The organism is Streptomyces sp. NPDC043908 (genome assembly GCF_056435525.1).
Map to the genome: position 1 here is coordinate 364,099 of NZ_JBWKEI010000001.1, position 23,141 is coordinate 387,239.

Consider the following 23,141-nt stretch of genomic DNA (forward strand, 5'->3'; position numbering starts at 1 on the left):
TGTGAGCCATGAAGACGAGGACACCGCCGTGCCCCGAGTCCTGATCGTCGACGACCACCCGCTGTTCCGCAGCGGGCTCAGGGCCGCGCTGGAGAGCACCGGCGGCACCGATGTGGTCGCCGAGGCCGCCACCGCCGCCGAGGCGCTGGAGGCCGTGGCGCTCCAGGTCCCGGACGTCGTCGTCATGGACCTGGCCCTGCCCGACGCCTCCGGCGTCGACGTCACCCGGCGGCTCGGCGGCCTCCACCCCGGGCTTCCGGTGCTGATGCTCACCATGTCCGACGACGACGGCAGCCTGCTGGCCGCTCTCCAGGCCGGTGCCCGGGGCTATCTCGTCAAGGGCGCGGGAGCGGGCGAGGTGCTCCACGCGGTCCGCACGGTGGCCGCCGGCGGCGCGGTCTTCGGCCCGCAGACCGCGGCCCGACTCACCGCGCTGCTGCGCGAAGGCCGCCGCCACGACGCCGAGCAGCTCTTCCCGGCGCTCACCGCGCGCGAGGCGGAGGTGCTGGAGCTGATCGCCCGGGGCCTGGACAACCGCCGTATCGCCCGGCATCTGGTGCTGTCGGAGAAGACGGTCCGCAACCACGTCACGCACATCTTCGACAAGCTCCAGGTCACCACCCGCGCCGAGGCCGTCGCCAGGGCGCGGGACGCGGGCCTGGGGGACGAGGACTGAAGGAGCGCGCGGTGGACGAGAGGGCGAGCGTACGGGCCGGGCGGGCGGCGCCGGCCTTCGCCGCCTACGGCCTGACCCTCGCCTCCGCCGTCACCTGGGCCGTCCTCGCGCTCGCCCACCTGGACGACGCGCGGCTGACCCCGTACATCCTTCCCCGCGGCGTCCCGGTCGTCGCCGCCACCGGAGTGGTCCTGCTGGGTGCCTTCATGACGGCCCATCACTCCCGCAGCGTCCTGGGACCGCTCCTGGTCGCCGCCGGCACGTCCAACGTCCTCGCGGACGCGGCCCTGATCGCGGTCACCGTCACGGACGCCCCCCACGGCCTGGGCGTCGCCCTTGCGGTCTTCTCCCGGCTCTCCTACGCGCTGGCCCAGTTCGCCTTCTACGCGCTGCCGCTCTACCTGCCGAGCGGACAATTGCCCCGCCACCGGATCTGGCGGCTCTACCTCGTCCTGGTCGCCGGGTGGAGCCTGGTGCCCGCCTACACCGACCCCGTCCCCTACATCGTTCCCGACCCGTTTGCCGGGGGCGCGTGGAAACGCGCGCGCACGACTCTGCTCGACCACGTCCCCGTCGTCTCCTTCACCACCGTCCTGCTGCTCACCGGCCTCACCGTCATGGCCGTGCGCTGGTGGCGCACGCCCGACCGGCGGCAGATCGTCCCCGTCCTGCCGTACGTGCTGTGGCTGGTCTTCCTCTACGTCAACCGCGTCGCCCCGCCCTCCGGCGCCCTGTGGTCGTACGCGTACACCGTGGCGTTCCTGTGGCCGTTCTGCGCGATCTACGGCATCAGCCGCGACCGCTCGGGCCAACTGGACCGGGCCACCCGCAAGATGCTCGGCTCCCTCCTGCTCACCGCCGCCCTCATCGCCGTGTACACGCTGGGCTCCCTGCTGGTCCTGCGCGCCCTGCCCGGCGGGCTGAGCACCCAGGCCCTGGTGTCGGGCGCCGTGGGCCTGGCCGCCGGAGCCCTGCTCTACCCCTGCGCCCGCCTGGCCGTACGGGTGGTGGACCGCGTCTACTACGGCGACCGGGCCCGCCCCTACCACGTCGTGCGCGCCCTCTCGCGGCGGCTCAGCCAGGCCGCCGCGCCCGCGCAGGCCCCGCGGCTGCTGTGCGACACCGTGGTGAGCACCCTCAACCTGCCCGGCGCCGAAGTCGTGGTCGACACCCGCGGCGGTCCGCGCACCCTGGCCGCCGCGGGCGAGCCCGTCCCCGGCTCCCACCGCTTCCCCCTCACCTACGAGGGCAGTGTCATCGGCCATCTGCGCGTCGCCCCCCGGGCCGGCCAGCGGGCGCTGGACCGCCAGGACGAGGAGGTGCTGCGCTCGCTCGCCGAGCAGGCGTCCCCCGCGCTCGCCTCCGTACGCCTCTACGAGGACCTGCGGGCGGCCCGCGAGCGCATGGTGGTGACGCGGGAGGAGGCGCGCCGCGCCCTGCGGCACGATCTGCACGACAGCCTCGGCCCCGCCCTTTCGGGAGCCCGCCTCCAGATCGACACCGCGCGCTTCGCCGTACCGGACGGCTCCGCCGCCGCCCGGCCCCTGGAGACCGCCTCCGAGGGCATCGGGCAGGCCATCGCCGAACTCCGGCAGATCTCCGCCGGCCTCGCACCGGCCGCACTGGACCGCAACGGGCTCGACGGCGCGCTGCGGCAGCTGGCGGACCGGTTCGGGCAGCGGCTCCTGGTGGACGTGTGCTTCAGCCCCGACCCGCTGCCGCCCCTGCCGGCCGCCGTGGAGGTGGCCGTCTACCTCATCGGGGGCGAGGCGCTGAACAACGTCGTCCGCCACTCCGGAGCCGGGGCGGCCGCGCTGCGCGTGCGGGTGGTGCCGGACGAGGTGGTCATCGAGGTCGGCGACGACGGGCACGGACTCGTGGAGCACCGCTCGGGCGACGGGGTGGGCATCCGGTCCATGCGCGAGCGGACCGCCGAGCTGGGCGGGGCGGTTCGCCCTCGCCCCCGGCCCGGACGGCGGCCTGCTCGTCAGGGCCTCGTTCCCGCCGGTGGCGGGTCCCTTCCCGGGCTGACGGCGCCGGATCGCTCAGGTGTGCCCCTTTCGGGCGAAGAGGACCCCGCGCGGCGCCGGGTAGAAACCTTCCATGGCCCCCACCCGCCGCCTGTTCGCGGCCCTGCTCGCCCTGCTCTGCCTCGCCGTCGCGGTCCCGGCCCGGGCGGGCGTCCGGGCATCCGGGGACCCGGGCGTGGTCGCCACGGACGCGGGGCGCGTACGCGGTGCGGTCACCGGCGGGGGCCGCGCCTTCCTGGGTATCCCGTTCGCCGCCCCGCCGGTGGGGGAGCGCCGGTGGCGGGCGCCCGGGCCCGTCACCGCGTGGCCGGGCGTCCGGGACGCCACCCGGTTCGCCGGGGCGTGCGCCCAGAAGGCCCGTGCGGTGCTCGGCGCCGACGAGGTCACCAACGAGGACTGCCTCTACCTGAACGTCTTCACCCCGCCCGGGGGCGGTGACGGCAGACCCGTCCTGGTGTGGTTCCACGGCGGTTCGTTCGTCTCCGGCACCGCCGCCCACTACGACGCCTCCGGGCTGGCCCGTGCCGGAGACCTGGTCGTGGTCACGGCCAACTACCGGCTCGGCCCCTTCGGCTACCTGGCCCACCCGGGCCTGACCGCCGAGGCCCCGGACACCGGCTCCGGCGACTACGGTCTGCTGGACCAGCAGGCGGCGCTCCGCTGGACGCGGGCGAACGCGGCCGCCTTCGGCGGCGACCCCGCCCGGGTCACGGCGGCCGGCCAGTCCTCGGGCGGTCTCGGCGTCTGCGACCATCTGGCGGCGCCCGCCTCGCGCGGCCTGTTCGCCCGCGCCGTCGTCCAGAGCGCGCCGTGCGGGGTGGCGTCCCGCCCGCTCGCCGAGTCCACTTCGGCGGGGAGACGCTTCGCCGCCGGGGCGGGCTGCCCGGGCACCGTCCCCGCCACCGTCGTGGCGTGCCTGCGGCGCAAGCCGGCCGCCGACCTGCTGAAGGCGCCGACCAGCGGCGCGGCGCCCTGGTGGCCGACGTCCGGCACGCCCGTCCTGCCCGTACCCCCTCTCCAGGCCGTCGCGGAGGGCGACCACGCGAAGGTCCCGGTGCTGATCGGCAGCACGCTGGACGAGGGCACCATCGGCGCGCTCATCGTGGAGTCCGGCGGGGTGCGCCTCGACGCGGTGAGCTATCCCGTCGTCCTGGCCACGCTGTTCAAGGGGGACGGGCCGCGCGTCGCCGCGCGCTACCCGGCGTCGCGGTACGGCGGTGACCACCGGCTGGCCTTCGCGGCCGCGTTCGGCGACCACCTCGTCGCCTGCCCCACCCGGGAGTCCGCCCGCCCGCTGGCGACCGCCGCACCGGGCCGCGTCTTCGCGTACGAGTTCGCCGACCGGTCCGCGCCGGTCCTCTACAACGCGCCGCCCGGCTTCCCCCTGGGCGCCTACCACGGCGCCGAGATCCCGTATCTGTTCCGCTATCTCGCGGCGCCCGAGCCCCGCCTCGACGCGGGGCAGACACGCCTGGCGCAGACCATGAGGACGCTCTGGTCCCGTTTCGCCGGCACCGGCGCCCCCGGTCCGCCCGCCTGGCAGGCCACTGCCCCGGCCCCCTACCGCACGCTCTCGCTGGCCCCGGACGCGATCGGCCTCCGGACCGACTTCGACAGGGCCCACCAATGCGCCTTCTGGGCCACGGTCGCGCCCCCGAGCTCGCAGGGGCCGGTGCGCTGACGGCCCCGTCCGCTCGCGCTTCCCCGCCGTCCGGCGGCGGTGTACCACTGCCGGGCCAGGACGACGGCCAGCGCGATCTCCACCAGGTCACCGCCGTAGTACATCGCCTCCGCCGCGCGGGCCAGATCATGGCCGGAGAAGGCGGTGCCGGGCGGAGAGGCGCCGTACAGGGTCTTGGCCAGGACCGCGTGGGCGGTGGCCGCGGCGACCAGGGTGGCGGCGCGCAGCGGCAGGCCGTGGCGGTGGCGTACGGGGTCGAGCCGGCAGACGGCGAAGGTGAACAGCAGCCCGGCGGCCAGGACATGGACCGAGACGGCCGCGTGCAGCCACGGGTGGTCGTGGAGACGGGAGAAGAGAGCGGTGCGGTAGAGCAGCCACAGACCACCCACGTCGAGCACCGCCGCCACCGGCGGCAGGAACAGCAGACCGAGCGGGCGGGAGCGGACCACGCCCCGCAGACCGCGCCGCACGGCGCCCGCCGGCAGGGCCCGCAGCACCAGGGTCACCGGGCGCCCCAGCACCAGCAGCAGCGGGGCCACCATGCCGATGACCAGGTGCTGCACCATGTGCGCCGTGAACTCCCCGCCGGGCGGCGTGACCAGGGCGGCCAGGACGAGGCCCGCCTGGCCCGCGGCGAAGGAGGCGTCCCGCGCCCACGGCCACGCGTCCCCGCGGCGCCTCAGCCGCCGCGCGGCCAGGAGGTATCCCGCCGCCGCGACGAGGGCGAGCACGGCGGCCGTCGCCGCCGGGATGCCCGCGGCCTGCCCCGTGTGCGAGGGCGTCACCGGCGCGGCTCCCGGGCCCGCGCCGGTGCGGATCCGGGCGCCTCACGGGTGAGGGAGCGCCTCACCAGCACCGCGCCCACGGCCAGGAGGATCACCGCCAGCACGTTCCACGTCCAGTCGTAGGGGACCAGGTCGACGTGGTAGCGGATCTGGTGCAGCTCGAAGAGCTTGTGCTGGACCGTCCCGTCGTAGAGCTGGAAGAACCCCGCGCCCAGCAGGATCCCGCCGGCCAGCCCCCGGCCGCTCAGCGCGGCACGCCGGCGCAGGTCCGCCATCACCATCAGACCGGTGACGACGGCCAGCCAGCCGAAGGCGTGGAAGAGGCCGTCGGAGACCAGTCCCACCCCGGGGGTGGACTTGTCGTAGAAGTGGTGCCAGTGCAGGAGCTGGTGGAACACCGTCTCGTCCACGAAGGCGGCGATCCCGACCCCGATGAGCACCCCCGACCACACCGAGCGCTGCGGGCGGACCGTCCCGTAGTCCGGGGGCGGCTGGCGACGGGGAGTCGAAGGGGTAGCCACAGGCGGCCTCCTGACGGGGAGTGGGACCGTGCTCGTTCCCCTGCGACTACCCGTCCCCGTCCGCGCCCACCGCCGCCCACCCGTTTGCGGCGCACTTCCGCCCCCGCGACCGCCCGTCCGGGGTCAGTCCCGCTTCGTCTGGTCCATGCCGACGACCTTGAAGGAGGCGCGGTCGGTCGCCGCGTCCTCCAGGCAGCCGCGCAGCCGCATACGGTCGTGATCGGCGAGGGCGGGGTGGATGACACCGGCGTAGAGGCCGTCGCCGAGGCTGCCCAGGGTGGTGTCGTACAGCGGGACGGCGGTGGAGTGGCGGCAGCGGTTCCAGATCTCGTGGGCCAGCAGGCTCCGGTACTCCTGGCCGGAAACACCCCGGGTGGCGAGGCGCACCACCACGGAGGTCGCCACGGTGTCCGGGGCGCGCTCCTCGGGACGGGTTTCGGTCAGCTCGCCGAGGCCGAGGACGAGTGCGGCCAGCGCGGTGCTTCCGGCGACGAAACCGGTGACCCGGTGCCGGGTGCGGCGCCGGTCCTGACGCGTCGGGGGCAGGGCGTCGAGGTCGGTGCCCAGCGGTGGTGCGGCCAGGATCGCGAGCCGGCCCGCCACCCGGCGGTCGGCGGCGGGACGGACCGTGCTCTGCGCGATCTTCTGGACGAGCCGCGCGAGGCCGGAGAGCACGGCGCCCGCGGCCATCAGGACGGGAACGAAGACATGGGTGCGCTCCACCCGGATGTCGTCCAGCCACCGGAAGCGCGTGGCGGGGTCCGCGGCGGGCGGCTGTTCCAGCCGGGCCAGGACGTCGGCGTGACGCCGGTCGCCCTCGCCGATGCGCTCCTCGATCCGGCTGAGGCGGCCCAGGACGATCAGTCCGAGCAGCAGCACTTCGGCGACCAGCAGCAGGACCCCGCACATGATCGCGCGCTGCCACTGCCAGCGGTAGAGGTAGATGACGACGTACGTGCCCGCGCCGAGCCCGGCCGCGCCCGCGAAGAGGTGTGCCAGTCGCTTCACCGGTCGGCCGCCTCTCGGGTGCGGGTGTCGTCGAGCCGTACGTCGCCGCTGGTCCCGTCGACGGCCAGGCGGGTTCCCGGGGTGAAGCGCCGCACGGCGTCGGCGGCGCCCACCACGGCGGGCACCTTGAACTCGCGTGCCAGGACGGCCAGATGGGAGAGCGGGCTGCCGGTCTGGGCGACCAGGGCGGTCAGATGCGGCAGCAGGGGAGCGAGGGCCGGGTCGAGGGTGCGGACGACCAGGACGGCGTCCTCGGGGCGTTCGCCCCGGCCGTCCCAGGCGGTTCCGGCGGCACGGCCGCCGGAGACGCCCCGCGCGGGGGTGCCGCCGTCGCGCGGGCGCTCGGCGACCACCACGGCGTCCTCGGCCAGACGGAAGGCGTCGGGCAGGGGCGGACCGTCGGGGCGGGGGAGCCGTTGGGCGAGGTCCTTCGGCAGACCGTCGCCGTCGAGGGTGCGGAGCAGTTCGTGCCAGCGCAGCAGCGCGACGGAGCGGTGGGACAGGGTGGTCCGGCGCGCGGCGTCGTGGACGAGGTGCACCTGGAGCTGGTGGATCCAGCGGATGCGCAGCCGCAGCGCCTCCCGGGCGGGCAGCGCCGGGAGCCCCGGGCCCTTCTCCGCCGCCGGGCCCTTCTCCGCGACCGCGGGTCTCTCCCCGTCCTCCTCCGCGCTCGGCGGCAGCCGCAGCGGCCCGGTCAGACGGGGTGGGGTGAGCGCCAGCACGACGGGTGCGGCCGCCACGGTCTCGGCGTCCGTGAGCCCCCGGGCGCGGTGTTCGGCCAGGGCGGTGAGTGCCGCGCTCGCGGCCGTACGGGAGCCGTCCTCGCGCAACAGCGCGCCCGCCAGCGCTTCCTGGGCGTGCAGGGCCGCCAGGGCGGAGCGGGTCCAGCGCAGCAGGGCGGCCAGGTCGGCGCGGGAGAGCCGGGCCGGCGGCGGGGTCTCGGCCAGCCGCCGGTCGATGTCCGCCGTGAGGTCGAGGGCCAGGTCGGGCAGGGCGCGGGTCAGCCGCCCGGTGCGCCACGCCGCCGCCAGTCGGCGGGCACCCGGCAGCGGGTTGACCCGGGCGAGCAGCCGGTGGCGGGGCGGGACGACGCCCAGCAGACGCAGGTCCGCGGCGGCGCGGCCGGCGACCGTGGTGACCACGGGGTGGGCGCGCAGCAGACGGCGCGGCGCGCTGCCGCCGATGTCCAGCGCCGCGGCGATCCCCCGGGCCATCGGCGCCACCCACAGGTCCTCCTCCAGGGGTTGCAGCGTGGCGGGGAGGGTCTCGGCGACGGGACCGGGGCCGAGCAGCCGGGCGCCGCGTGCGGGCCGCGCGGTCATCGCCGTGATGGGACGGGCCTGGAACAGCCACAGCCGCCCGGTGCCGTCGAAGCCGAACTCCATGTCCTGGGGTCCGCCGAAGACCCGTTCCACCCGTCGGGCCAGCCGGGCGAGGCGGTACAGCTCGCCCCGGGTCAGCAGCCGCTCGTCGGCGGTGTGCGGGGGCGTGGGGCGCAGCAGCCGTCCGGAGCGCGCCAAGTGGTAACTCGTCCCGTCCTGTTCGCCGCTGACGAGGGTGTCGGGGCCGCCGCGCACGGCGCTCACCAGCATCCGGTCCGGCCGCCCCCCGACGGGGTCGGCGCCGAAGAGCACTCCGCCCACGCGCGCGTCGAGCATCGGCTGGACGAGGACGGCCATCGGGGCCCGGGTGCCGTCCGGCCGGTCCGCGGAGCCGAGGACCGTACGGACCGCCGCGCGGAAGGCGGGCCAGTCCCGGACGTCGAGCACGGAGGCGAACTGCCCGGCCAGGGACGACTCCTCGGTGTCCTCCTGCGGGGACGAGGAGCGGACGACCAGCGCGACCGTGCCGTCCCGGGAGAGTTCGCGCCAGGCGTGCCGCAGGGCCTCGGCGTCGTCACCGGAGCCGTGCGGGACGACGAAGCCGGGCAGGACCGGCAGTCCGGCGGCGGCCGCGCGCGCCAGGTTCGCGGCCTTGGAGCCCGCGGACAGCGGAAGCCGGGCGTCGGGGTGGTCCAGGGCGACGGCGGCACCGGCGGGGACGAGGGGTTCCCCGCCCGGTTCCTCGCCGTGCTCCCCGCCGTGTTCGCGGCCGCCGCGTTCGGCGAGGGCGGTCATCGTCCACCGCCCGCGGCCGCGGCTGACGGACGCTCGCGCGCGGCGGCTGGGGACCCCGGTATGAGTGTCGGCCTGGTCCACGACAGTGCGAGCATGTCTCTCCCCCTCCGGCCCGGGGCGGGGGATCGGACCGATCCCGCGCGGCGGGTGCTGTGCGGCGTGCGTCGGCGGCGGGAGATCAGGGGTCTCTCCCGCCACTCCGGGACCGGGTCGACGGCATTCCGGTGGAGTGACGGGAGTCCCCGTGCGACGACCCCGCTCCTTGGCTGTTCATGTCAGCTTCTGCTTGAGTCTGCCTTGCCTTGCGCAGGAGGTGGCGGCTGAGCAGTGCGGAACAAGCCACGGGGCGGACGACGTCCGCGCCGAGGCCGCGCGGGGCGGCTCGGCGCGGTGCGGGCGTCGGCACGGGTGGTGCGGGCGGGTGGGTCCTACTCCTCGAAGTAGGCGTTCAGGACTTCTTCGAGCTGCTCGGACCACTGCTCCAGACTCGCCCGGTCCTCGGCCTGGACGTCGTTGCGGAACCAGCGCGGCCGGGGCAGGTGCACGGTGATCGTGAACCGGCGGGTCCAGCGCGAGGTCGCGTACTCGACGGCGCTCAGCTCGTCCCATCCGAACGCGGCCTCTTCACCGTCCAGGCACAGCCGGATCCCCGAACGGTCGGCGGTGATGCTGCCCCGCCGGTCGGAGACGGAGAAGACGGGCCCGTCATCTGCCGCTTCGGAGGCGGGGAGTTCGGCGGCGGGAGCGTCCGTCCCGGCGTCCGGCCCCGCTGCGGGGACGGCTCCGGCGGCGGCGTCCTCGACGGCGTCATCCGTCACCGCGTCATCCGTCGCCGCATCGTGCGTCACCCTCCCTTCGGTCACCGCGCCTTCGGGCTCCGCCCCCGGCCCGGTCCCGTCCTGCGGGTCCGGCTGAGCCTCGGACGCCGGGGCGGGGGCGGGCATCAGCCCGGGGACGTGCGCCGGGTTCAGTGCGGCCGCGTTGAGGGCGGCGGTGAGGGCGGTGTGCTGGTCATCTGTTCGCTGGTCCACGGCGCGAAGTATGGCGAACAGAGCTGTGTGAGAGCCATAAGGGGGTCGTCATTGCTCCGGTTCGCGGTATCTGATCATGTCCGGGAGTCGCCGTTCCCGCGTGCTCGCCAAGCTGTCCCGGTGGTGTACCCGGGAGCAGGGCGGTGCCGGTGACGCGGCGTCACCGGTCGTGCCCCCTCGGGGGCTGCCGCCCGGGTCACACCCTCGGCGCGTAGTCGAACCGCTCGAAGGGCCAGGCCGAGGACAGCCACGCGGCCACCGCGTCGTGGACCGGCCGGTCCAGCTCGGCGCGGTCGGCCCGTACCCAGGAACGCACCTGGGCCACCCCGCTGTCGGTGCGCGACGGATAGATGTACACGCAGCCGATCACCTCGCCCCCGTCGTCGAGGACGGAGTAGGTGAAGCCCGTGCGGCGGGCGAAGTCCTCCGCGTGCTGGTCCAGGTCGCGGAGGTTCTCCTCCAGGCTCATCCCGGCGGGCGGCGGCCAGTCGCGGTCCTGGAAGCCGGGGGTGGCCCGGATGTGCGCGATGCTCGACGTCCAGGCCGCGTGATCGGCCTCGTTGTGCCGCCCGTTCAGGGGCTCCAGACGGAACCCCGTACCCGACAGGCTCTCGGGAACGTCGAAGTCGGGCGGGACGAAAGGGCTGGTCGACATGGTGCGAGCCTATCGGGCGGCCGCTGACGGGCAGATGGCGGTTCCATCCCGCCGGGGCCACGCCCCCGGGGGGACGAACCCGCAAACCACGCGGTGCGCAGCACCACCGATGAGTTTCCGCGCTCCCGGCCGTCTTCATGGAGCAGACCGCAACGGCGGCCCTTCTGGAAGGAACATCATGAGGAAGATCACGGCTGGCCTCTTCATCTCGCTCGACGGGGTCGTCGAGGCGCCCGACCAGTGGCACTTCCCGTACTTCGACGACGAGATGGGGGCGGCGGTCGGCGCGATGCTGGGCACGGCCGACACCGTCCTGTTCGGCCGCAGGACCTACGACAGCTTCGCCGGGGCGTGGCCCGAGCGGGAGGCGGCCGGCGGCGAGGACGCGGGCTTCGCGAAGACGCTCGGCGACGCCCGCAAGATCGTCGTCTCACGCGGCGAGCCGGACTTCACCTGGCGCAACTCCGAGCAGCTCCGGGGTGACCTCGTCGAGGCCGTCACCGCCCTGAAGAACGGTCCCGGCGGTGACATCGCCCTCAGCGGTTCGATCTCGGTCGTCCGCCAGCTCCTGGCGGCCGGCCTCCTGGACGAGCTGCACCTGCTGGTGCACCCCCTGGCCGTACGCAAGGGCATGCGCCTGTTCGACGAGGGCGAGCCCACGATCCCGCTGAGGCTGCTCTCGTCCGAGGCGTTCCGGACGGGTGTGCTGCACCTGGTGTACGCGCCCGCCGGGTCCACGGGCGAGGGAACGTACGACGAGGCAAGGACGCATCTGCCCCGGGGCGAGCAGGAGTGACAGGAGTGACCGGTGACTCAGGTCCCCGGACGGGCGCCCGGGCGCGGGACGCTGACGGCCAGGACCGCGGTGTCGTCGTCCACTCCCGTGCCGAGCGTGGTCAGCAGGTCGCGGACGGCGGCCACGGTCCCCGGGGCCGTGGTCGGGCCCAGGGCCCCGGCGAAGGCGAGGAGCGCCTCGTCGCCGTAGCGGTCCCCGCGGCGGTCGGCGGCTCCCGTGCGGGCCTCGGTGAGGCCGTCCGTGTGGAGCAGCAGGGTGTCGCCGGGGGCCAGGTCGACGGTCGTGGTGGCGATGTGGGGGTGGGGCAGGACACCGATGAGCTGCCCGCCCGGCGTGTGGACGTACTCGGCGCCGCCCTCCGCGCCGATCAGCAGCGCCGGAGGGTGGCCGCCACTGGCCAGGGTGAGACGGAACCCGTCGCCCTCCGAGGAGGTGAGCAGCCCGAAGATGACCGTGCAGAACCGGGGGTCGGTGCCGTGGTACTCGTGGTTGAGGACCGTGTTGAGGTTGGTGAGCACGGCGGCCGGGTCGGGGTCGTACACGGCGGCCGCGCGCAGGGTGTAGCGAGCCAGTGAGGTGATGACCGCCGCGTTGGCGCCCTTGCCGCAGACATCGCCCAGGAACAGCCCCCACGTACCCGCGGCGAGGGGGAACAGGTCGTAGAAGTCGCCGCCGACCCGGTCCGCGGACGCGATGTGGTAGTGCGCGGCCACCTCCAGGCCGGGCACCCGCGCCAGGGCGGAGGGCAGCAGGGTCTGCTGGAGGGTGGTGTTGAGGCGCTTGAGCTCCTCGCGCTCGCGTTCCGCCTCCCGGCGGGCGCGCAGCAGCTCCTCCTCGTACGCGCGGCGGTCGCGGGCGTCGAAGAGGGTGGTGCGGATGAGCAGCGGCTGCCCGTCGCCGCCCGTCTTGACCGTGGAGGTCACCAGCACCGGCAGTCGGCTGCCGTCGGCCGCCTTGAGCTCCAGGGCGATCCCGCTGATCTCGCCCTGCATCCGCAGCAGGGGAGCGAAATGCGTCTCGTGGTAGAGCCTGCCGCCGACCGTGAGCAGGTCGGAGAACGACCGCCGGCCCACCAGCTCGCCCCGCCGGTATCCCAGCCACTCCAGCAGCGTGGTGTTGACCTTCGCGATGGTGCCGTCCAGCAGAGTGGACAGGTACCCGCACGGCGCGTGCTCGTACAGGTCCTCCGCGCTGTCCTCCAGCAGGTCCGCGAACGCCGCTTGGCCGTCGGCGGGCTGCTCCCGGCGGGCCGGCTCCTCGCCGTCGCCGACCGCGCACATCAATGGTCCGCCCCGGCGAACGCGGCGATCGCTGCGGCCGTCTCCTCGGGTGCGGCCAGCTGGGGGCAGTGCCCGGTCGCGTTCAGGGTGATCAGTCGGCTGCCGGGGATCCGCGCCTGGACGAAGGCGCCCACCTCGGGAGGCGCGATGGCGTCGCTGGAGCACTGGGCGACCAGGGTCGGCACGGTGACCTTGGCGAGGTCCTCGCGGTTGTCGGAGAGGAACGTCACCCGGGCGAAGACACGGGCGATGTCCGGATCGGTGCGGCAGAAGCTGTTGGTCAGCTCCTCGCCCAGCTCCGGACGCTCGGGATTCCCCATGATCACGGGAGCCATCGCACCCGACCAGCCCAGGTAGTTCGCGTCCAGCGACTCCAGCAGCTCCTGGATGTCCTCGGCGCTGAACCCGCCCCGGTAGCCCTGCTCGGGATCGTCGATGAAGGACGGCGACGGGGCGAGCAGGACCAGACGGGCGAAGGCCTCCGGCTCCCGGGCCGCGGCCAGCACGCCCATCATCGCGCTCACCGAGTGCCCCACGAACGTCACCGGCCCGAGGTCCAGCTCGTGGCAGATCTCGACGATGTCCTGGGCGTAGCCGTCGAGGGAGGAGTACCGCTCCCGGCTCCAGGCCGACAGGTCGGACCGGCCCGCCCCCACGTGGTCGAAGAGCACCACGGTGAAACGTTCCTCCAGTAGGAGGACGACCAGCCGCCACATGTTCTGGTCACATCCGAAGCCGTGCGCCAGCATCACCACCGGCCCCCCGGCCCGGCCGGTCACCGTCACGTGGTTCCTGCCCAGTGCCGTCATACGGACCATCCTCGCAGATCACCCCACACCTGCCCGGAGTGGGTGGTTCCGACGGGGGTACCGCGAGGTCGGAATTCAGTTGTTGACGAAGGTCAGGCTGGTCGCGTCGTAGCGGGTGCCGGCGACCTGCTCCGGCGGTGCCGCCGCCTCGATGGCTGCGAGGTCCTGCGGGGACAGCTCGACGGCCAGGGCCGCGAGGTTCTCCTCCAGGTACGTCCGGCGCCGGGTGCCGGGGATCGGCACGACGTCCTGGCCCCGGTGCTGGACCCAGGCGAGGGCGAGCTGCCCGGCGGTGATCCCCTTCTCCCCGGCCAGCTCGTTCAGCTTGGCCACGATCGCCAGGTTGCGCTCCAGGTTGCCGTCGGCGAAGCGCGGCTGGGTGCGCCGCACGTCGGAGGCCTCCAGCCCGTCCACCGAGCTGAGCCGGCCGGTGAGGAAGCCGCGGCCGAGCGGTGAGAACGGGACGATGCCGATGCCGAGCTCGCGGCAGACCGGGGCGATCTCCGCCTCCAGGTCGCGGGTCCACAGCGACCACTCGCTCTGGAGCGCCGCGATCGGGTGCACCGCGTGCGCCCGCCGGATGGTGTGCGCGCCCGCCTCGGAGAGCCCGAGGTGGCGCACCTTGCCCTCCCGCACCAGCTCGGCCATGGCGCCGACGGTCTCCTCGATCGGCACGGCCGGGTCGACCCGGTGCTGGTAGTAGAGGTCGATGTGGTCGACCCCGAGCCGGCGCAGCGACGCCTCGCAGGCCTGCCGTACGTAGGCGGCGTCGCCGCGGATGCGGGTGGGCTCGCCCAGACGGTTGGCGAAACCGAACTTCGTGGCCAGCACCACCTCGTCCCGGGGCCGCCCGGCGATCGCCCGCCCGATCAGCTCCTCGTTGTGCCCGAAGCCGTAGAAGTCGGAGGTGTCCAGCAGGGTCACCCCGAGATCGAGGGCGTGGTGCAGGGTCGCGATGGACTGGGTGTCGTCCGCGGCGCCGTAGCCGTGGCTCATGCCCATGCACCCCAGGCCCTGCGCGGCGACGGCCAGGCTGCCCAGGTGCCGGGTGGGGAGAGCGGGAACGGTGGTCATGGTGCTGCCTCCTGAACTCGGAGAGAACTCGGAAACGATCTGTTCAGGACGCTAGGTGCTGGAGTGCGCTCGAAGTCAACCGCCGATCCCGCGGGCCCCTCCCGGAACCTCGTCCCGTGGAGCGAGTTCGCACACCGTCCGACGATCCGACCTAGCCCGCCCCACGTGTCGCGCGGCCGCGGGCGTCGTTGTCCGGGTGGGCGAGGCAATCCCGCCCCGCCGTCCGTAGTGCACCGTGTTCACCAGGGGATCCATCATGCGTCTCATCCGTCCGCTCACCGTCTCGCTCGTCGGGCTCGGCATGGCCCTCACCCTCTCCGCGGGGACGGCGGTCGCCTCCAAGGGCCCGTTCACCTTCCAGAGCGGGGGCCAGGTGTTCTTCGTGCAGGACGTGCCGGACGGCAAGTGCTTCACCATGTCCCGCGGATCCTTCGCACCGCACAACGGGACGCGTTCCCCGGCCACGGTGTTCTCCGGCAAGGAGTGCAAGGGCAAGGCGACCCTGGTCGCTCCCGGCCGGCAGGCGCCGAAGGGGCTGCGCTTCTCCAGCGTCCGGTTCGGCCGGTAGCGACGGGGCGTGAGCGGCGTGGACGGGCTCAGCGGCACAGCACCGTCTCACGCCGCATGTGCGACAGCTTCGCCGGGTTGCGTACCGAGTAGAGGCCGCTGATGAGGCCGTCGTCGATGCGTACGGCGACGACCGTGTCTACCTCGCCGCCCACGCGCAGGACGAGCGCCGGGTAGCCGTTGACGTGTGCCGGGCGCAGTGCCGGCGCGGAGAACCTGCCGAGCCGGGCCAGCAGACCGGCCACGTCGCGGGCCCCGGTGACGGGGTGCGCGATCGCCTGCCGGACTCCGCCGCCGTCGCCCATGAAGACGACGTCCGGCGCGAGGATGTCGAGCAGGCCCCGCAGATCGCCCGTGGCGGCGGCCCGCTGGAACGCGTGGAGCGCGTCGCGCGTCTCGGCCGGGGAGACCGACCCGCGCGGCCGGCGGGCCGCGACGTGGGCGCGGGCCCGGCGGGTGATCTGGCGGACCGCGGCCGGGCTCTTGTCGACGGCCTCGGCTATCTCCTCGTACGGGAGGTCGAACACCTCGCGCAGCACGAACACCGCCCGCTCGGTCGGTGCGAGCGTCTCCAGCACCAGCATCATCGCCATCGAGACGCTGTCGGCCAGCTCGACGTCCTCGGCCACGTCGGGCGCGGTGAGCAGCGGCTCGGGCAGCCAGGTGCCGACGTAGGACTCCTTGCGGCGGCCGAGCGTACGCAGCCGGATCAGCGCCTGGCGGGTGGTGATCCGCACCAGATAGGCGCGGGGGTCGCGCACCGCGGCGAGTTCGACGCCCGCCCACCGCAGCCAGGTCTCCTGGAGGACGTCCTCCGCGTCGGCGGCCGAGCCGAGCATCTCGTAGGCGACGGTGAAGAGCAGGTTGCGGTGGGCGACGAACGCCTCGGTGGCGCGGTCCGCCCGTGTGCCCGGGGCGGGTGCGCCCGCCGTGTCCCCGCTCCGCCCGTGCTCGGTCCCCATCGGCTGCTCCCGCCTGTTCGTCCTCGCTGCCATGCGCACAAGACACCGGCCGCCGCGGTTCTGTGACAGTCCCCGGCGGTGGCCCTCGTCACACCGCCGCCGCGTCACGGGGACCGGGCCGCCGGCATCTCTTGGTCGTCAGTACGACACCACACGTGAGGACGACGTCATGGAACCCCGTTTCCACCTGTTCGAGAACGAGTTCGGCGCCAAGTTCGCCAAGCGGTTCGCCAACACCGGCATGCTGCTCCAGAAGTCGGCGCTGCCCGCCGCCACACAGGAGCTGGTGGCGCTGCGCACCAGTCAGATCAACGGCTGCGGCTGGTGCGTCGACGTACACACCAAGGAGGCGGCGGCGGCCGGTGAGAGCGCGGCCCGGCTCCACCTGGTCGCGGCCTGGCGCGAGACCACCGTGTTCACCGAGGCGGAGCGGGCGGCGCTGGCCTTCGCCGAGGAGGGCACCCGGCTCGCCGACGCCCACCAGGGTGTGTCGGACGAGACCTGGGCGCGGGTGCGCGAGCACTACGACGACGACCGGATCGCCGCGCTGGTGGCGTTGACCGCCCTGATCAACGCCGCCAACCGGCTCGCCGTGACGGTCCACCAGAAGGGCGGTTCCTACGAGGTCGGCATGCTCGCGGCCGCGTTCAGCTGACCGGGATCCGTAGCCGGCCCGGCCCGGGATCGTCCGATCCGGGCCGGGCCCCCGGGGCGAGGGGGCGTCCGGTCAGGTTCCGCAGCAGGTCCGGGTCGGCCAGCGTGGTGTGGAGGGCGTCGCCGGTCAGGTCCGGGCCGGGGGAGGGGGCGACGGCGACCACGTACAGGCCCGCCGCGCGGGCGGAGCGCACCCCGATCGCCGAGTCCTCCACCGCCACCGCGCCGCGGGGCTCCACGCCGAGCCGTGCGCAGGCGGTGCGGTAGAGGTCGGGGGCCGGTTTGGGGTGCTCGACGTCGTCGCTGCCCAGGACGAGCGCGAACGCGTCGGCCAGGCCGACGTGGTGGAGGTGCCGGAGGACGGTGTGGCGCGGCGAGTTGGAGACCACCGCCAGGGGGCGCCTGGTGGCCAGCCGCGTCACGAACGCGACCGCGCCCGGCATGGCGCTGACGCCCTCGGCGAGAGCGGCCTCCACGCGCTCGCGGACCTGGCGGGCCAGCTCCTCGTGGGCGGCCGGCCTGCCGAGCAGCCGGGCCAGCGCCCGGCCCAGCTCCGGCAGGTGCAGGCCGATCAGGGCGAGCCGGTCCGTATCGTCCAGCACCACCCCGTGGCGGGCGCAGACGGCCGCGCAGGCCCGGTCCCAGTGCGTCTGGGTGTCGACGAGGGTGCCGTCGCAGTCCAGGACCACGGCGTCGGTGGGCGGTACACCGGTGGCACGGGTGCGGCGCATCGTCAGGCACCCGCTCCCATCGAGCCCGTACGGCGGCCCCGCCGGGCCATCAGACGGAACATCCAGGTCGCCGCGGTGAGCCAGCCGGCGCCGAGCAGCACCGCCCAGCAGGCCGGGACCAGGACGTCGGCGGTCCCCGCACCGGCGACGACGGAGCGGACCGCCTTGAGCGTCTGGGTGAGGGGGATCGCCTGCGCGGCCGCCCGCACCCAGTCGGGCCAGTACGAGGTCGGCACCTGCACGCCGCAGACCGCCATCATCAGCAGATAGGTGGCGTTGGAGATGATGTTGCGGGCGCCGTCGGCGTTGAAGGCCACCGCCGCGACGAACAGGCCGAAGCAGTAGGTGCTCGCCGCGGTCAGGACGACCAGGGCCGTCACCGGCGCGATCTGCCCCGCCTGCCAGTGCACCCCGAACGCCGGTCCCAGGGCGAAGAGCGCCGCCAGCGAGGTGGCCGTACCGCTGACCGGCCATTGGAGGCTCCGCCCGATGAACACCCACGAGAGCGGTGCCGGGGCCGCGCTCAGCAGGCTGAGCGTGCCGACCCGGCGCTCCCAGGTGGTGGAGACGATGACCATCATCGACTCGATGACGCAGGTCATCACGGCGTTGCCGACGAGGAGGTAGCGGGTCTGCTCGGCGGAGCCGATGACATGGCCGAAGAAGGCGAAGAAGGTGACCTGGGCCAGCATCCGGCCCAGCCAGCCGAAGGTCCAGGTCTTCCATGTGTACATGGCGCGCATGTCGGCCAGCGCGTTGGCCGCGCTGTAGCGGATGATGCGCGCGGGCTCGGTGATCGATGTCGTCAGGCTCATGAGTGGGACAGCGTTCCTAGTCGGCGGACCCGGCGCAGCACGCGGTGCAGCAGCGCCGTTCCGATCAGATAGCTCGCGGCGCCCAGCGCCAGGACGGCGGCCAGCCGGGCGGCCACGTCGTGCGGCGCCGGGGCGGCCAGACTGTCGCGCAGCAGGTCGCCGCTCCAGGACAGGAAGATCGCGTGGGAGGCCGGCCGGAGCCAGAACGGCAGCATCGCCACCGGGATGAGGACGCCGCTGAGCAGGTAGAACGGGTAGGTGAGGGTGTTCTGGACCGTCCGCGCCGAGGGCATCAGGATGAACAGCGGGGAGAAGATCGTCGCGGTCGCGGCCATCGCGAGGGCGGTCACCACCAGGCACACGGCGAACACCAGCGGGTGACGTACCGTCAGCCACCGGTCGAAGACCAGCCCGGCCACCAGCCACGCCTCCGCGAACGAGAGCAGCCCCAGGGTGGTCACCGCGCAGATCCGCCCGATCACCAGGGTGGACAGCCGTGCCGGTACGGCGATCAGCGCCTCCAGGGTGCCGGACCTGCGCTCGTCGCCGATCAGCTCCCCGGCGATGAACAGGGCCAGCGTCCACAGGGACATGAGCGTGGGCGACACGATGGCGAACGGGGCGAGGTCGGGGCGTCCGGCGTGCTCGGAGATCGCCATGAAGACCAGCGTGAACAGCGGCGCGGTGACACAGATCTGGAGGGTGTCCGGGGCGCGCAGGGCGACGCGGAGCTGGAACCGGAAGCCGGTGAGGAAGATCCGCATCAGCCGACCGCCATGCCCCGGTCGCCGATGAGGTGGAGGTAGGCGTCCTCCAGGTTGGGGCGCTGGGTGGAGAGTTCGGACACCCCGGCCTCCACCAGGAGCCGCAGGACGGTACGGGTCACCGACGAGTCGGCCGTCTCCACCCGCAGCCGGCCGGACGGCTCGGCCTCGACGGCGAGGACGCCCTCCAGCGCGGCGAGCGCCCGCCGCGTCCCGGCGGGAACACCGCCGGCGACCACCCGCTCGTACCGGGGCACCACGCGGCCGATCTCGGCGGGGGTCTCGGTGAGCAGGACGCGCCCCCGGTCGATCATCGTCACCAGGTCGCAGACCGCCTCGGCCTCGGCCATGTCGTGGGTGGTCATCAGCACGGTCCTGCGCTCCGCGCGCATCTCCCCGACGAGACCGCGGAAGTCGCGTGCGGCCACCGGGTCCATGCCCACGGTGGGTTCGTCCAGGAGCAGCACCTTCGGGTCGCCGACCAGCCCGCGGGCCAGGTGCAGGCGCTGCTTCATACCGCGCGAGAAGGTGTCGACGCGGTCGCCCGCGCGGTCGGCGAGACCGAGGCGCTCCAGCAGTTCGTCGACGCGCAGGCGCAGCGCGAGGCCGTGCAGCCCGTACATGGCGGCCCAGAAACGCAGGTTCTGCCGGGCGCTGAGCCGGCCGTACAGACCGCGGTCGCCGCCGAAGACGATCCCGATGTCCCGGCGGACGGCCGCCGCTTGTGTCGAGACGTCGTGCCCCAGCACGGTCGCGGTGCCGGAGGTCGCCTCCAGGACGGTCGAGAGGATCTTGCACAGGGTGGTCTTGCCGGCGCCGTTGGGGCCGACCAGACCGTGCACCTCGCCGACCTCGACGATCAGGTCCACCTCGGTGAGGGCGTGGGCGCGCCGGCCACCGGCCCGGCCCTCGCCGTAGTCGCGGCACAGCGCGCGTGTCTCGATCGCACTCATCGGGGTCCTTCGGGCAGGTGGGGGAGGGCGGCGAGGGCCGCCTCGTAGCGGTCCGGCGCGACCAGCTCGGACTCGACGAGCAGATAGTCGCCGACCGGGGTCAGCATCAGGGTGTCGCCGCCCGCGTGGTGCTCCACGGCGCGCCGCCAGTCGGGGCGGTGGGCCCGGCGCAGCTCCATGCCGTAGCGGACCCGGGCGGGCGGCGCGGCGGTCGCCGCGGAGCGCCGCTCGCGCTCCTGCTCGGCGGCGGGCTCCAGCCGCCGGAGCAGCTCCTCGAAGGGGCCGAGGGGTGCGCACCGCCCGGCGTGGGCAAGGAGTTCCGTCACCTCCGGGGCCAGCCGGAACTCCCGGACCGTCGCCTCGGCCGCCGCGACCGACTCCGGGCCGACCCGGGACAGGACGATCACGTCGAGGGCGTCCACGGCATGGAAGGCGCGCTGGAACCGCTCCTCCGCTATCGCCAGGAGACCGGTGAGCACCTCGTCGGCCGGCGGCCGGGAGCGGACGGGCAGGAGCGCGCCGTCCCCGAAGTAGGCTGCGGTGCCCACGTCGACCTTGGCGTCGCGGTCGAGCAGCGGATCCAGCGGCGCCCAGGAGAGGGTGGCCATCATGTGCCGCCGCTCGCCGTCGACCACGGAGTAGTCGAGGTTCTCGACGCTCTGGTGGTCGAGCACCACCCGGACCACGGCCCAGAGTTCGCGTTCGTCCGCCACGACCAGGTCGAGGTCGCCGGTCGGCCGCAGGACGCCCTCGGGGTAGTGCTGGGAGATCGCCGGGCCCTTGAGCACGTGGACGGGGTGCGCGGCGCGGATCGCGGTGTGCAGGCGCCGGTAGCCCTCCGCGCGGGCGCGGGCCCGGCGCAGTTCGTCGGCGGAGCCGGTGCCGAGGCGGTGTCCGGCCCGCTCGGCGACGGAGAAGACCAGCTGGACGAGGGCTTCCCGGGTGGCCCGGGCACGGCGGACCAGGACCCGCAGGTCCTCGTCGGGGCAGAGGTCGAACAGCCGGTAGAGCAGCGGCAGATCGATCGGGTCGGCGCGGACGGTGGTGCTCATACGGGGGTCTCCTGGTCGGGGCGCCGGCGGCGCCAGAAGCGGTGGTCGAGGCGCCAGCCGCGCTCCTGGAGGGAGGCCACGACCCGGGCCCCGCTGTCGGGACCGGTGCTGTCGTGCACGACGTTGCCGAACAGCGGGCGGCCCCGCTCGGCGGCGAGAGCGGCACACGCGGCGACCAGCGCCGCGGTGCCGGGCCGTACGGCGTCGGCGTCGTCGACCAGCAGGTCGAAGAGGTCGGTGAACTCCGCGCCGGTGACCTCGTCCAGGGCGCCGGTCAGCACGGACGCGTGACCGATCGGGCGGCCGTCGCGGGTCAGCAGGAAGGAGACCCGGTCGGGGGCCTCCAGCACCTCCCGCGCCGCGCTGTCGACCAGTCCGGCTCGTCCGGTGTCACCGGCGGCCGGGCCGTAGCCGTCGGCGATCGCGCGGGCCAGCCAGTCCGCGATCAGAGGGTCGTGCTCCGGCCCGGCCGGCACGACGGCGAGCCCGGCGGGCTGCCGGGAGGCCCCCGGTACGGCGCCGGTGTAGCGCATGTAACTGACCGACGGGCGCCAGGGCGCGGGCAGCGTGGTGTCGCCGGGCGCCCGCAGCAGCAGGGCGTCGGCGTCCGGGTGGGCCGCGGTGAGCCGCCGCTCCAGCTCGGCCAGGGCGGCGGGCGCGGCGAGCAGCTCCGGCGCCGCGTACTCCACCAGACAGCGCCGTTCCCGGGTGACGGGGTCGGTCTGCGCCCCCGCCACATAGGTGTGGGCGCCGATCCCGGCCCGGGTGCCCTGCTCGTGGGCCCAGTCCAGGTAGGCGGGGCTGGGGAGGGCGGGGGTGCTCATGACGCCTCCGGCCGTACGGCGACGGTCAGGCCGTCCAGCACCTCGGCCGCGGCGGCGCGGACCTGCTCGGCGTCCACGGCGTCGAGGGCGGCCAGCTCCGCCGCCAGCGACCACTCGGCGGTGCCGGCGCGGCTGCGCTGGGCGACCATCCGCAGTTGGTCCAGCGGTGACTCGCTGTCCAGGATCAGCCGCATCCGGGCCTGCCGGCGGGCGGCCGCCAGGTCCTCCGGGTCGGGGCCCGCGGACGCCAGTTCGGTCAGGAGCCCGCGCACGATGCCCACGACGGTCTCGCCGTTGCCGGGCTCGACACCGACCAGCACCCGCCATGCCCCGGCCTCCTGGTAGCCGCGGTCCCAGCACGCGAACGAGTAGGCCAGCCCTGCCTCGTTGCGGAGTCTGCGGTAGAGCGGGGAGGAGGGGCTGTCGCCGAGGAGCTGGGCCAGGAGCGCGAAGCGGCGGCGCCCGGGGTCGTCGGCCGCGCCGGAGCGGGCGCCGACGCAGACCCAGCCGTACTCGTCGGGCCAGACGACGGCCGAGTCCGGGGCGAGCGGGGGCAGGGCCCGGGCGGGAGCCGGGACGGCGGCCGGCGCCACGGTCCGCCCCAGCCCGTCAAGGCGCGGCAGCCGGGGCCCGACCACCACCAGCGTCATGGCGCTGGTGAGGAACCGGGTGCGGTGTCCCTCCCGTACGTCGGCGAGGGTGATCCGGCGGATCTGCCCGACGTCGCCGCCGACCGGCCGGCCCAGCGGGTGGCCCGGGAAGAGCTGGGCCAGGAAGGCGTCCTGCACGACGTCGCCCGGGTCGGCCTGCGCCGCGGCGAGTTCCTGGAGGACCGCGTCGCGTTCGGTGTCCAGCACCGCGTCCGTCAACTCCGGCCGCAGCACGGCCTGGTGCAGCAGCGCCGCCACCGCGTCGGCGTCGTCGGCGTGCACCTGGGCGTAGAAGAGCATGATGTCGAGGCCGGTCTCGGCGTTGGCGTTGCCGCCGAGGCGCTCCACCTGCTCGCAGAACGAGGGCCGACCGTCCAGCGGGGCCGACATCAGGGTGTGTTCCAGCAGATGGGCGAGGCCGCCGTGCTCCGCCGGGTCGTCGCGGGAGCCGTAGCGGACGGCGAGGCAGACGCTGGTCGTGCGCAGCCGCTCGTCCAGCAGCGCGATCGTCGGCAGTGCGGAGGGTACGACGACGGGGGGCGAGGGCGGCATCTCGGCCTTTCCTTGGATGTCTCGGACGGGTGCGAGGAGAGACAAAGCAGGGCGGAGCAAGTGCTCCGCCCTGCTTTTATGAGCGGGAATTACCGCTGCTTCGTCGACGTCTTGTCCAGACGCGGACGGAGCGAGACCTTGTGAGCGCGCATTT

21 protein-coding genes and 2 pseudogenes are annotated in these 23,141 nt (G+C 74.4%); 6 read left to right on the top strand and 17 right to left on the bottom strand.

Annotated features, from left to right (window positions below):
• The first annotated feature begins 1 nt into the window (after position 1).
• From AC069K_RS01695 to AC069K_RS01705, 3 genes and pseudogenes are all read left to right on the top strand, one after another.
• Positions 2 to 676: a response regulator transcription factor gene (locus AC069K_RS01695; RefSeq protein ID WP_365104499.1), complete on the top strand. Its 675-nt coding sequence runs from the start codon at positions 2 to 4 to the stop codon at positions 674 to 676.
• Between the two features lie 1,403 nt (positions 677 to 2,079).
• Positions 2,080 to 2,289: pseudogene (locus AC069K_RS01700) on the top strand (histidine kinase); the annotation flags it as partial.
• 490 nt (positions 2,290 to 2,779) lie between these two features.
• Positions 2,780 to 4,285: pseudogene (locus tag AC069K_RS01705) on the top strand (carboxylesterase/lipase family protein); the annotation flags it as partial.
• Here the strand turns inward: AC069K_RS01705 and AC069K_RS01710 are convergent.
• The 6 genes from AC069K_RS01710 to AC069K_RS01735 all read right to left on the bottom strand — a co-directional run bounded on the left by AC069K_RS01710 (position 4,267) and on the right by AC069K_RS01735 (position 10,504).
• The gene (locus AC069K_RS01710; protein ID WP_478611019.1) at positions 4,267 to 5,172 is read right to left on the bottom strand and encodes a cytochrome c oxidase assembly protein; all 906 of its coding nucleotides are present in this window, start codon (positions 5,170 to 5,172) and stop codon (positions 4,267 to 4,269) included. The pseudogene AC069K_RS01705 and the gene AC069K_RS01710 sit on opposite strands and share 19 nt — an antisense overlap.
• A complete protein-coding gene (locus AC069K_RS01715; RefSeq protein WP_478611022.1) occupies positions 5,169 to 5,693 on the bottom strand; it encodes a DUF2243 domain-containing protein in 525 nt (174 codons plus the stop codon). The genes AC069K_RS01710 and AC069K_RS01715 overlap by 4 nt, the downstream gene beginning before the upstream one ends.
• A 123-nt stretch (positions 5,694 to 5,816) precedes the next feature.
• The gene (locus tag AC069K_RS01720; protein ID WP_478611025.1) at positions 5,817 to 6,701 is read right to left on the bottom strand and encodes a hypothetical protein; all 885 of its coding nucleotides are present in this window, start codon (positions 6,699 to 6,701) and stop codon (positions 5,817 to 5,819) included.
• Complete coding sequence (locus AC069K_RS01725; protein ID WP_478611027.1) at positions 6,698 to 8,818, bottom strand: PEP/pyruvate-binding domain-containing protein; 2,121 nt, start codon at positions 8,816 to 8,818, stop codon at positions 6,698 to 6,700. The genes AC069K_RS01720 and AC069K_RS01725 overlap by 4 nt, the downstream gene beginning before the upstream one ends.
• Before the next feature lie 428 nt (positions 8,819 to 9,246).
• Positions 9,247 to 9,849 carry a hypothetical protein gene (locus tag AC069K_RS01730; RefSeq protein WP_478611030.1) on the bottom strand — a complete coding sequence of 201 codons (603 nt, stop codon included), beginning with the start codon at positions 9,847 to 9,849 and terminating at the stop codon, positions 9,247 to 9,249.
• Positions 9,850 to 10,045: 196 nt separating this feature from the next.
• Positions 10,046 to 10,504: a GNAT family N-acetyltransferase gene (locus AC069K_RS01735; RefSeq protein ID WP_365104480.1), complete on the bottom strand. Its 459-nt coding sequence runs from the start codon at positions 10,502 to 10,504 to the stop codon at positions 10,046 to 10,048.
• Positions 10,505 to 10,682: 178 nt separating this feature from the next.
• Here AC069K_RS01735 and AC069K_RS01740 point away from each other — a divergent pair, with 178 nt between their 5' ends.
• A complete protein-coding gene (locus tag AC069K_RS01740) occupies positions 10,683 to 11,300 on the top strand; it encodes a dihydrofolate reductase family protein (protein ID WP_365104478.1) in 618 nt (205 codons plus the stop codon).
• A gap of 17 nt (positions 11,301 to 11,317) precedes the next feature.
• Here the strand turns inward: AC069K_RS01740 and AC069K_RS01745 are convergent, their stop codons facing one another.
• From AC069K_RS01745 to AC069K_RS01755, 3 genes are all read right to left on the bottom strand, one after another.
• Positions 11,318 to 12,580 (bottom strand): SpoIIE family protein phosphatase, encoded by a 1,263-nt coding sequence (locus AC069K_RS01745; protein WP_478611034.1) that lies wholly within the window; start codon positions 12,578 to 12,580, stop codon positions 11,318 to 11,320.
• Positions 12,580 to 13,389 (bottom strand): alpha/beta fold hydrolase, encoded by an 810-nt coding sequence (locus AC069K_RS01750; RefSeq protein ID WP_478611037.1) that lies wholly within the window; start codon positions 13,387 to 13,389, stop codon positions 12,580 to 12,582. The genes AC069K_RS01745 and AC069K_RS01750 overlap by 1 nt, the downstream gene beginning before the upstream one ends.
• Before the next feature lie 75 nt (positions 13,390 to 13,464).
• Positions 13,465 to 14,463: an aldo/keto reductase gene (locus AC069K_RS01755; protein WP_478611040.1), complete on the bottom strand. Its 999-nt coding sequence runs from the start codon at positions 14,461 to 14,463 to the stop codon at positions 13,465 to 13,467.
• A 256-nt stretch (positions 14,464 to 14,719) separates the two neighbouring features.
• Between AC069K_RS01755 and AC069K_RS01760 the strand changes: the two genes are divergently transcribed.
• Positions 14,720 to 15,031: a hypothetical protein gene (locus AC069K_RS01760; RefSeq protein WP_358836131.1), complete on the top strand. Its 312-nt coding sequence runs from the start codon at positions 14,720 to 14,722 to the stop codon at positions 15,029 to 15,031.
• Positions 15,032 to 15,059: 28 nt separating this feature from the next.
• Here the strand turns inward: AC069K_RS01760 and AC069K_RS01765 are convergent, their stop codons facing one another.
• Positions 15,060 to 15,992, bottom strand: a complete 933-nt coding sequence (locus AC069K_RS01765) for an RNA polymerase sigma-70 factor (RefSeq protein WP_478611044.1) — start codon at positions 15,990 to 15,992, stop codon at positions 15,060 to 15,062.
• Between the two features lie 169 nt (positions 15,993 to 16,161).
• Between AC069K_RS01765 and AC069K_RS01770 the strand changes: the two genes are divergently transcribed.
• On the top strand, positions 16,162 to 16,647 hold the full coding sequence (locus AC069K_RS01770) for a carboxymuconolactone decarboxylase family protein (RefSeq protein WP_478611047.1): 486 nt from the start codon (positions 16,162 to 16,164) through the stop codon (positions 16,645 to 16,647).
• Here AC069K_RS01770 and AC069K_RS01775 read toward each other — a convergent pair.
• From AC069K_RS01775 to AC069K_RS01805, 7 genes are read right to left on the bottom strand one after another with little or no spacing between them, the layout of a single operon-like run.
• On the bottom strand, positions 16,640 to 17,377 hold the full coding sequence (locus AC069K_RS01775; protein WP_478611050.1) for an HAD family hydrolase: 738 nt from the start codon (positions 17,375 to 17,377) through the stop codon (positions 16,640 to 16,642). The genes AC069K_RS01770 and AC069K_RS01775 overlap by 8 nt on opposite strands.
• A gap of 2 nt (positions 17,378 to 17,379) precedes the next feature.
• Complete coding sequence (locus tag AC069K_RS01780; protein ID WP_478611053.1) at positions 17,380 to 18,192, bottom strand: ABC transporter permease; 813 nt, start codon at positions 18,190 to 18,192, stop codon at positions 17,380 to 17,382.
• A complete protein-coding gene (locus AC069K_RS01785) occupies positions 18,189 to 18,956 on the bottom strand; it encodes an ABC transporter permease (RefSeq protein WP_358836127.1) in 768 nt (255 codons plus the stop codon). Before AC069K_RS01785 ends, AC069K_RS01780 begins: the two co-directional genes overlap by 4 nt.
• Complete coding sequence (locus AC069K_RS01790) at positions 18,956 to 19,909, bottom strand: ABC transporter ATP-binding protein (protein WP_478611057.1); 954 nt, start codon at positions 19,907 to 19,909, stop codon at positions 18,956 to 18,958. Before AC069K_RS01790 ends, AC069K_RS01785 begins: the two co-directional genes overlap by 1 nt.
• Positions 19,906 to 20,961 carry a nucleotidyltransferase family protein gene (locus AC069K_RS01795; RefSeq protein ID WP_478611060.1) on the bottom strand — a complete coding sequence of 352 codons (1,056 nt, stop codon included), beginning with the start codon at positions 20,959 to 20,961 and terminating at the stop codon, positions 19,906 to 19,908. Before AC069K_RS01795 ends, AC069K_RS01790 begins: the two co-directional genes overlap by 4 nt.
• Complete coding sequence (locus AC069K_RS01800) at positions 20,958 to 21,785, bottom strand: hypothetical protein (RefSeq protein ID WP_478611063.1); 828 nt, start codon at positions 21,783 to 21,785, stop codon at positions 20,958 to 20,960. The genes AC069K_RS01795 and AC069K_RS01800 overlap by 4 nt, the downstream gene beginning before the upstream one ends.
• On the bottom strand, positions 21,782 to 22,987 hold the full coding sequence (locus AC069K_RS01805; RefSeq protein ID WP_478611066.1) for a M16 family metallopeptidase: 1,206 nt from the start codon (positions 22,985 to 22,987) through the stop codon (positions 21,782 to 21,784). Before AC069K_RS01805 ends, AC069K_RS01800 begins: the two co-directional genes overlap by 4 nt.
• Positions 22,988 to 23,141: the final 154 nt, after the last annotated feature.

Bases quoted from the DNA above. Each gene is read 5' to 3' on its own strand.
- AC069K_RS01760 (WP_358836131.1), top strand. From the start codon at position 14,720: ATGCGTCTCATCCGTCCGCTCACCGTCTCGCTCGTCGGGCTCGGCATG.
- AC069K_RS01785 (WP_358836127.1), bottom strand. From the start codon at position 18,956: ATGCGGATCTTCCTCACCGGCTTCCGGTTCCAGCTCCGCGTCGCCCTG.
- AC069K_RS01780 (WP_478611053.1), bottom strand. From the start codon at position 18,192: ATGAGCCTGACGACATCGATCACCGAGCCCGCGCGCATCATCCGCTAC.
- AC069K_RS01750 (WP_478611037.1), bottom strand. From the start codon at position 13,389: ATGACGGCACTGGGCAGGAACCACGTGACGGTGACCGGCCGGGCCGGG.
- AC069K_RS01790 (WP_478611057.1), bottom strand. From the start codon at position 19,909: ATGAGTGCGATCGAGACACGCGCGCTGTGCCGCGACTACGGCGAGGGC.
- AC069K_RS01755 (WP_478611040.1), bottom strand. From the start codon at position 14,463: ATGACCACCGTTCCCGCTCTCCCCACCCGGCACCTGGGCAGCCTGGCC.
- AC069K_RS01800 (WP_478611063.1), bottom strand. From the start codon at position 21,785: ATGAGCACCCCCGCCCTCCCCAGCCCCGCCTACCTGGACTGGGCCCAC.
- AC069K_RS01775 (WP_478611050.1), bottom strand. From the start codon at position 17,377: ATGCGCCGCACCCGTGCCACCGGTGTACCGCCCACCGACGCCGTGGTC.
- AC069K_RS01765 (WP_478611044.1), bottom strand. From the start codon at position 15,992: ATGGGGACCGAGCACGGGCGGAGCGGGGACACGGCGGGCGCACCCGCC.
- AC069K_RS01795 (WP_478611060.1), bottom strand. From the start codon at position 20,961: ATGAGCACCACCGTCCGCGCCGACCCGATCGATCTGCCGCTGCTCTAC.
- AC069K_RS01725 (WP_478611027.1), bottom strand. From the start codon at position 8,818: ATGACCGCCCTCGCCGAACGCGGCGGCCGCGAACACGGCGGGGAGCAC.
- AC069K_RS01745 (WP_478611034.1), bottom strand. From the start codon at position 12,580: ATGTGCGCGGTCGGCGACGGCGAGGAGCCGGCCCGCCGGGAGCAGCCC.
- AC069K_RS01740 (WP_365104478.1), top strand. From the start codon at position 10,683: ATGAGGAAGATCACGGCTGGCCTCTTCATCTCGCTCGACGGGGTCGTC.
- AC069K_RS01805 (WP_478611066.1), bottom strand. From the start codon at position 22,987: ATGCCGCCCTCGCCCCCCGTCGTCGTACCCTCCGCACTGCCGACGATC.
- AC069K_RS01770 (WP_478611047.1), top strand. From the start codon at position 16,162: ATGGAACCCCGTTTCCACCTGTTCGAGAACGAGTTCGGCGCCAAGTTC.
- AC069K_RS01735 (WP_365104480.1), bottom strand. From the start codon at position 10,504: ATGTCGACCAGCCCTTTCGTCCCGCCCGACTTCGACGTTCCCGAGAGC.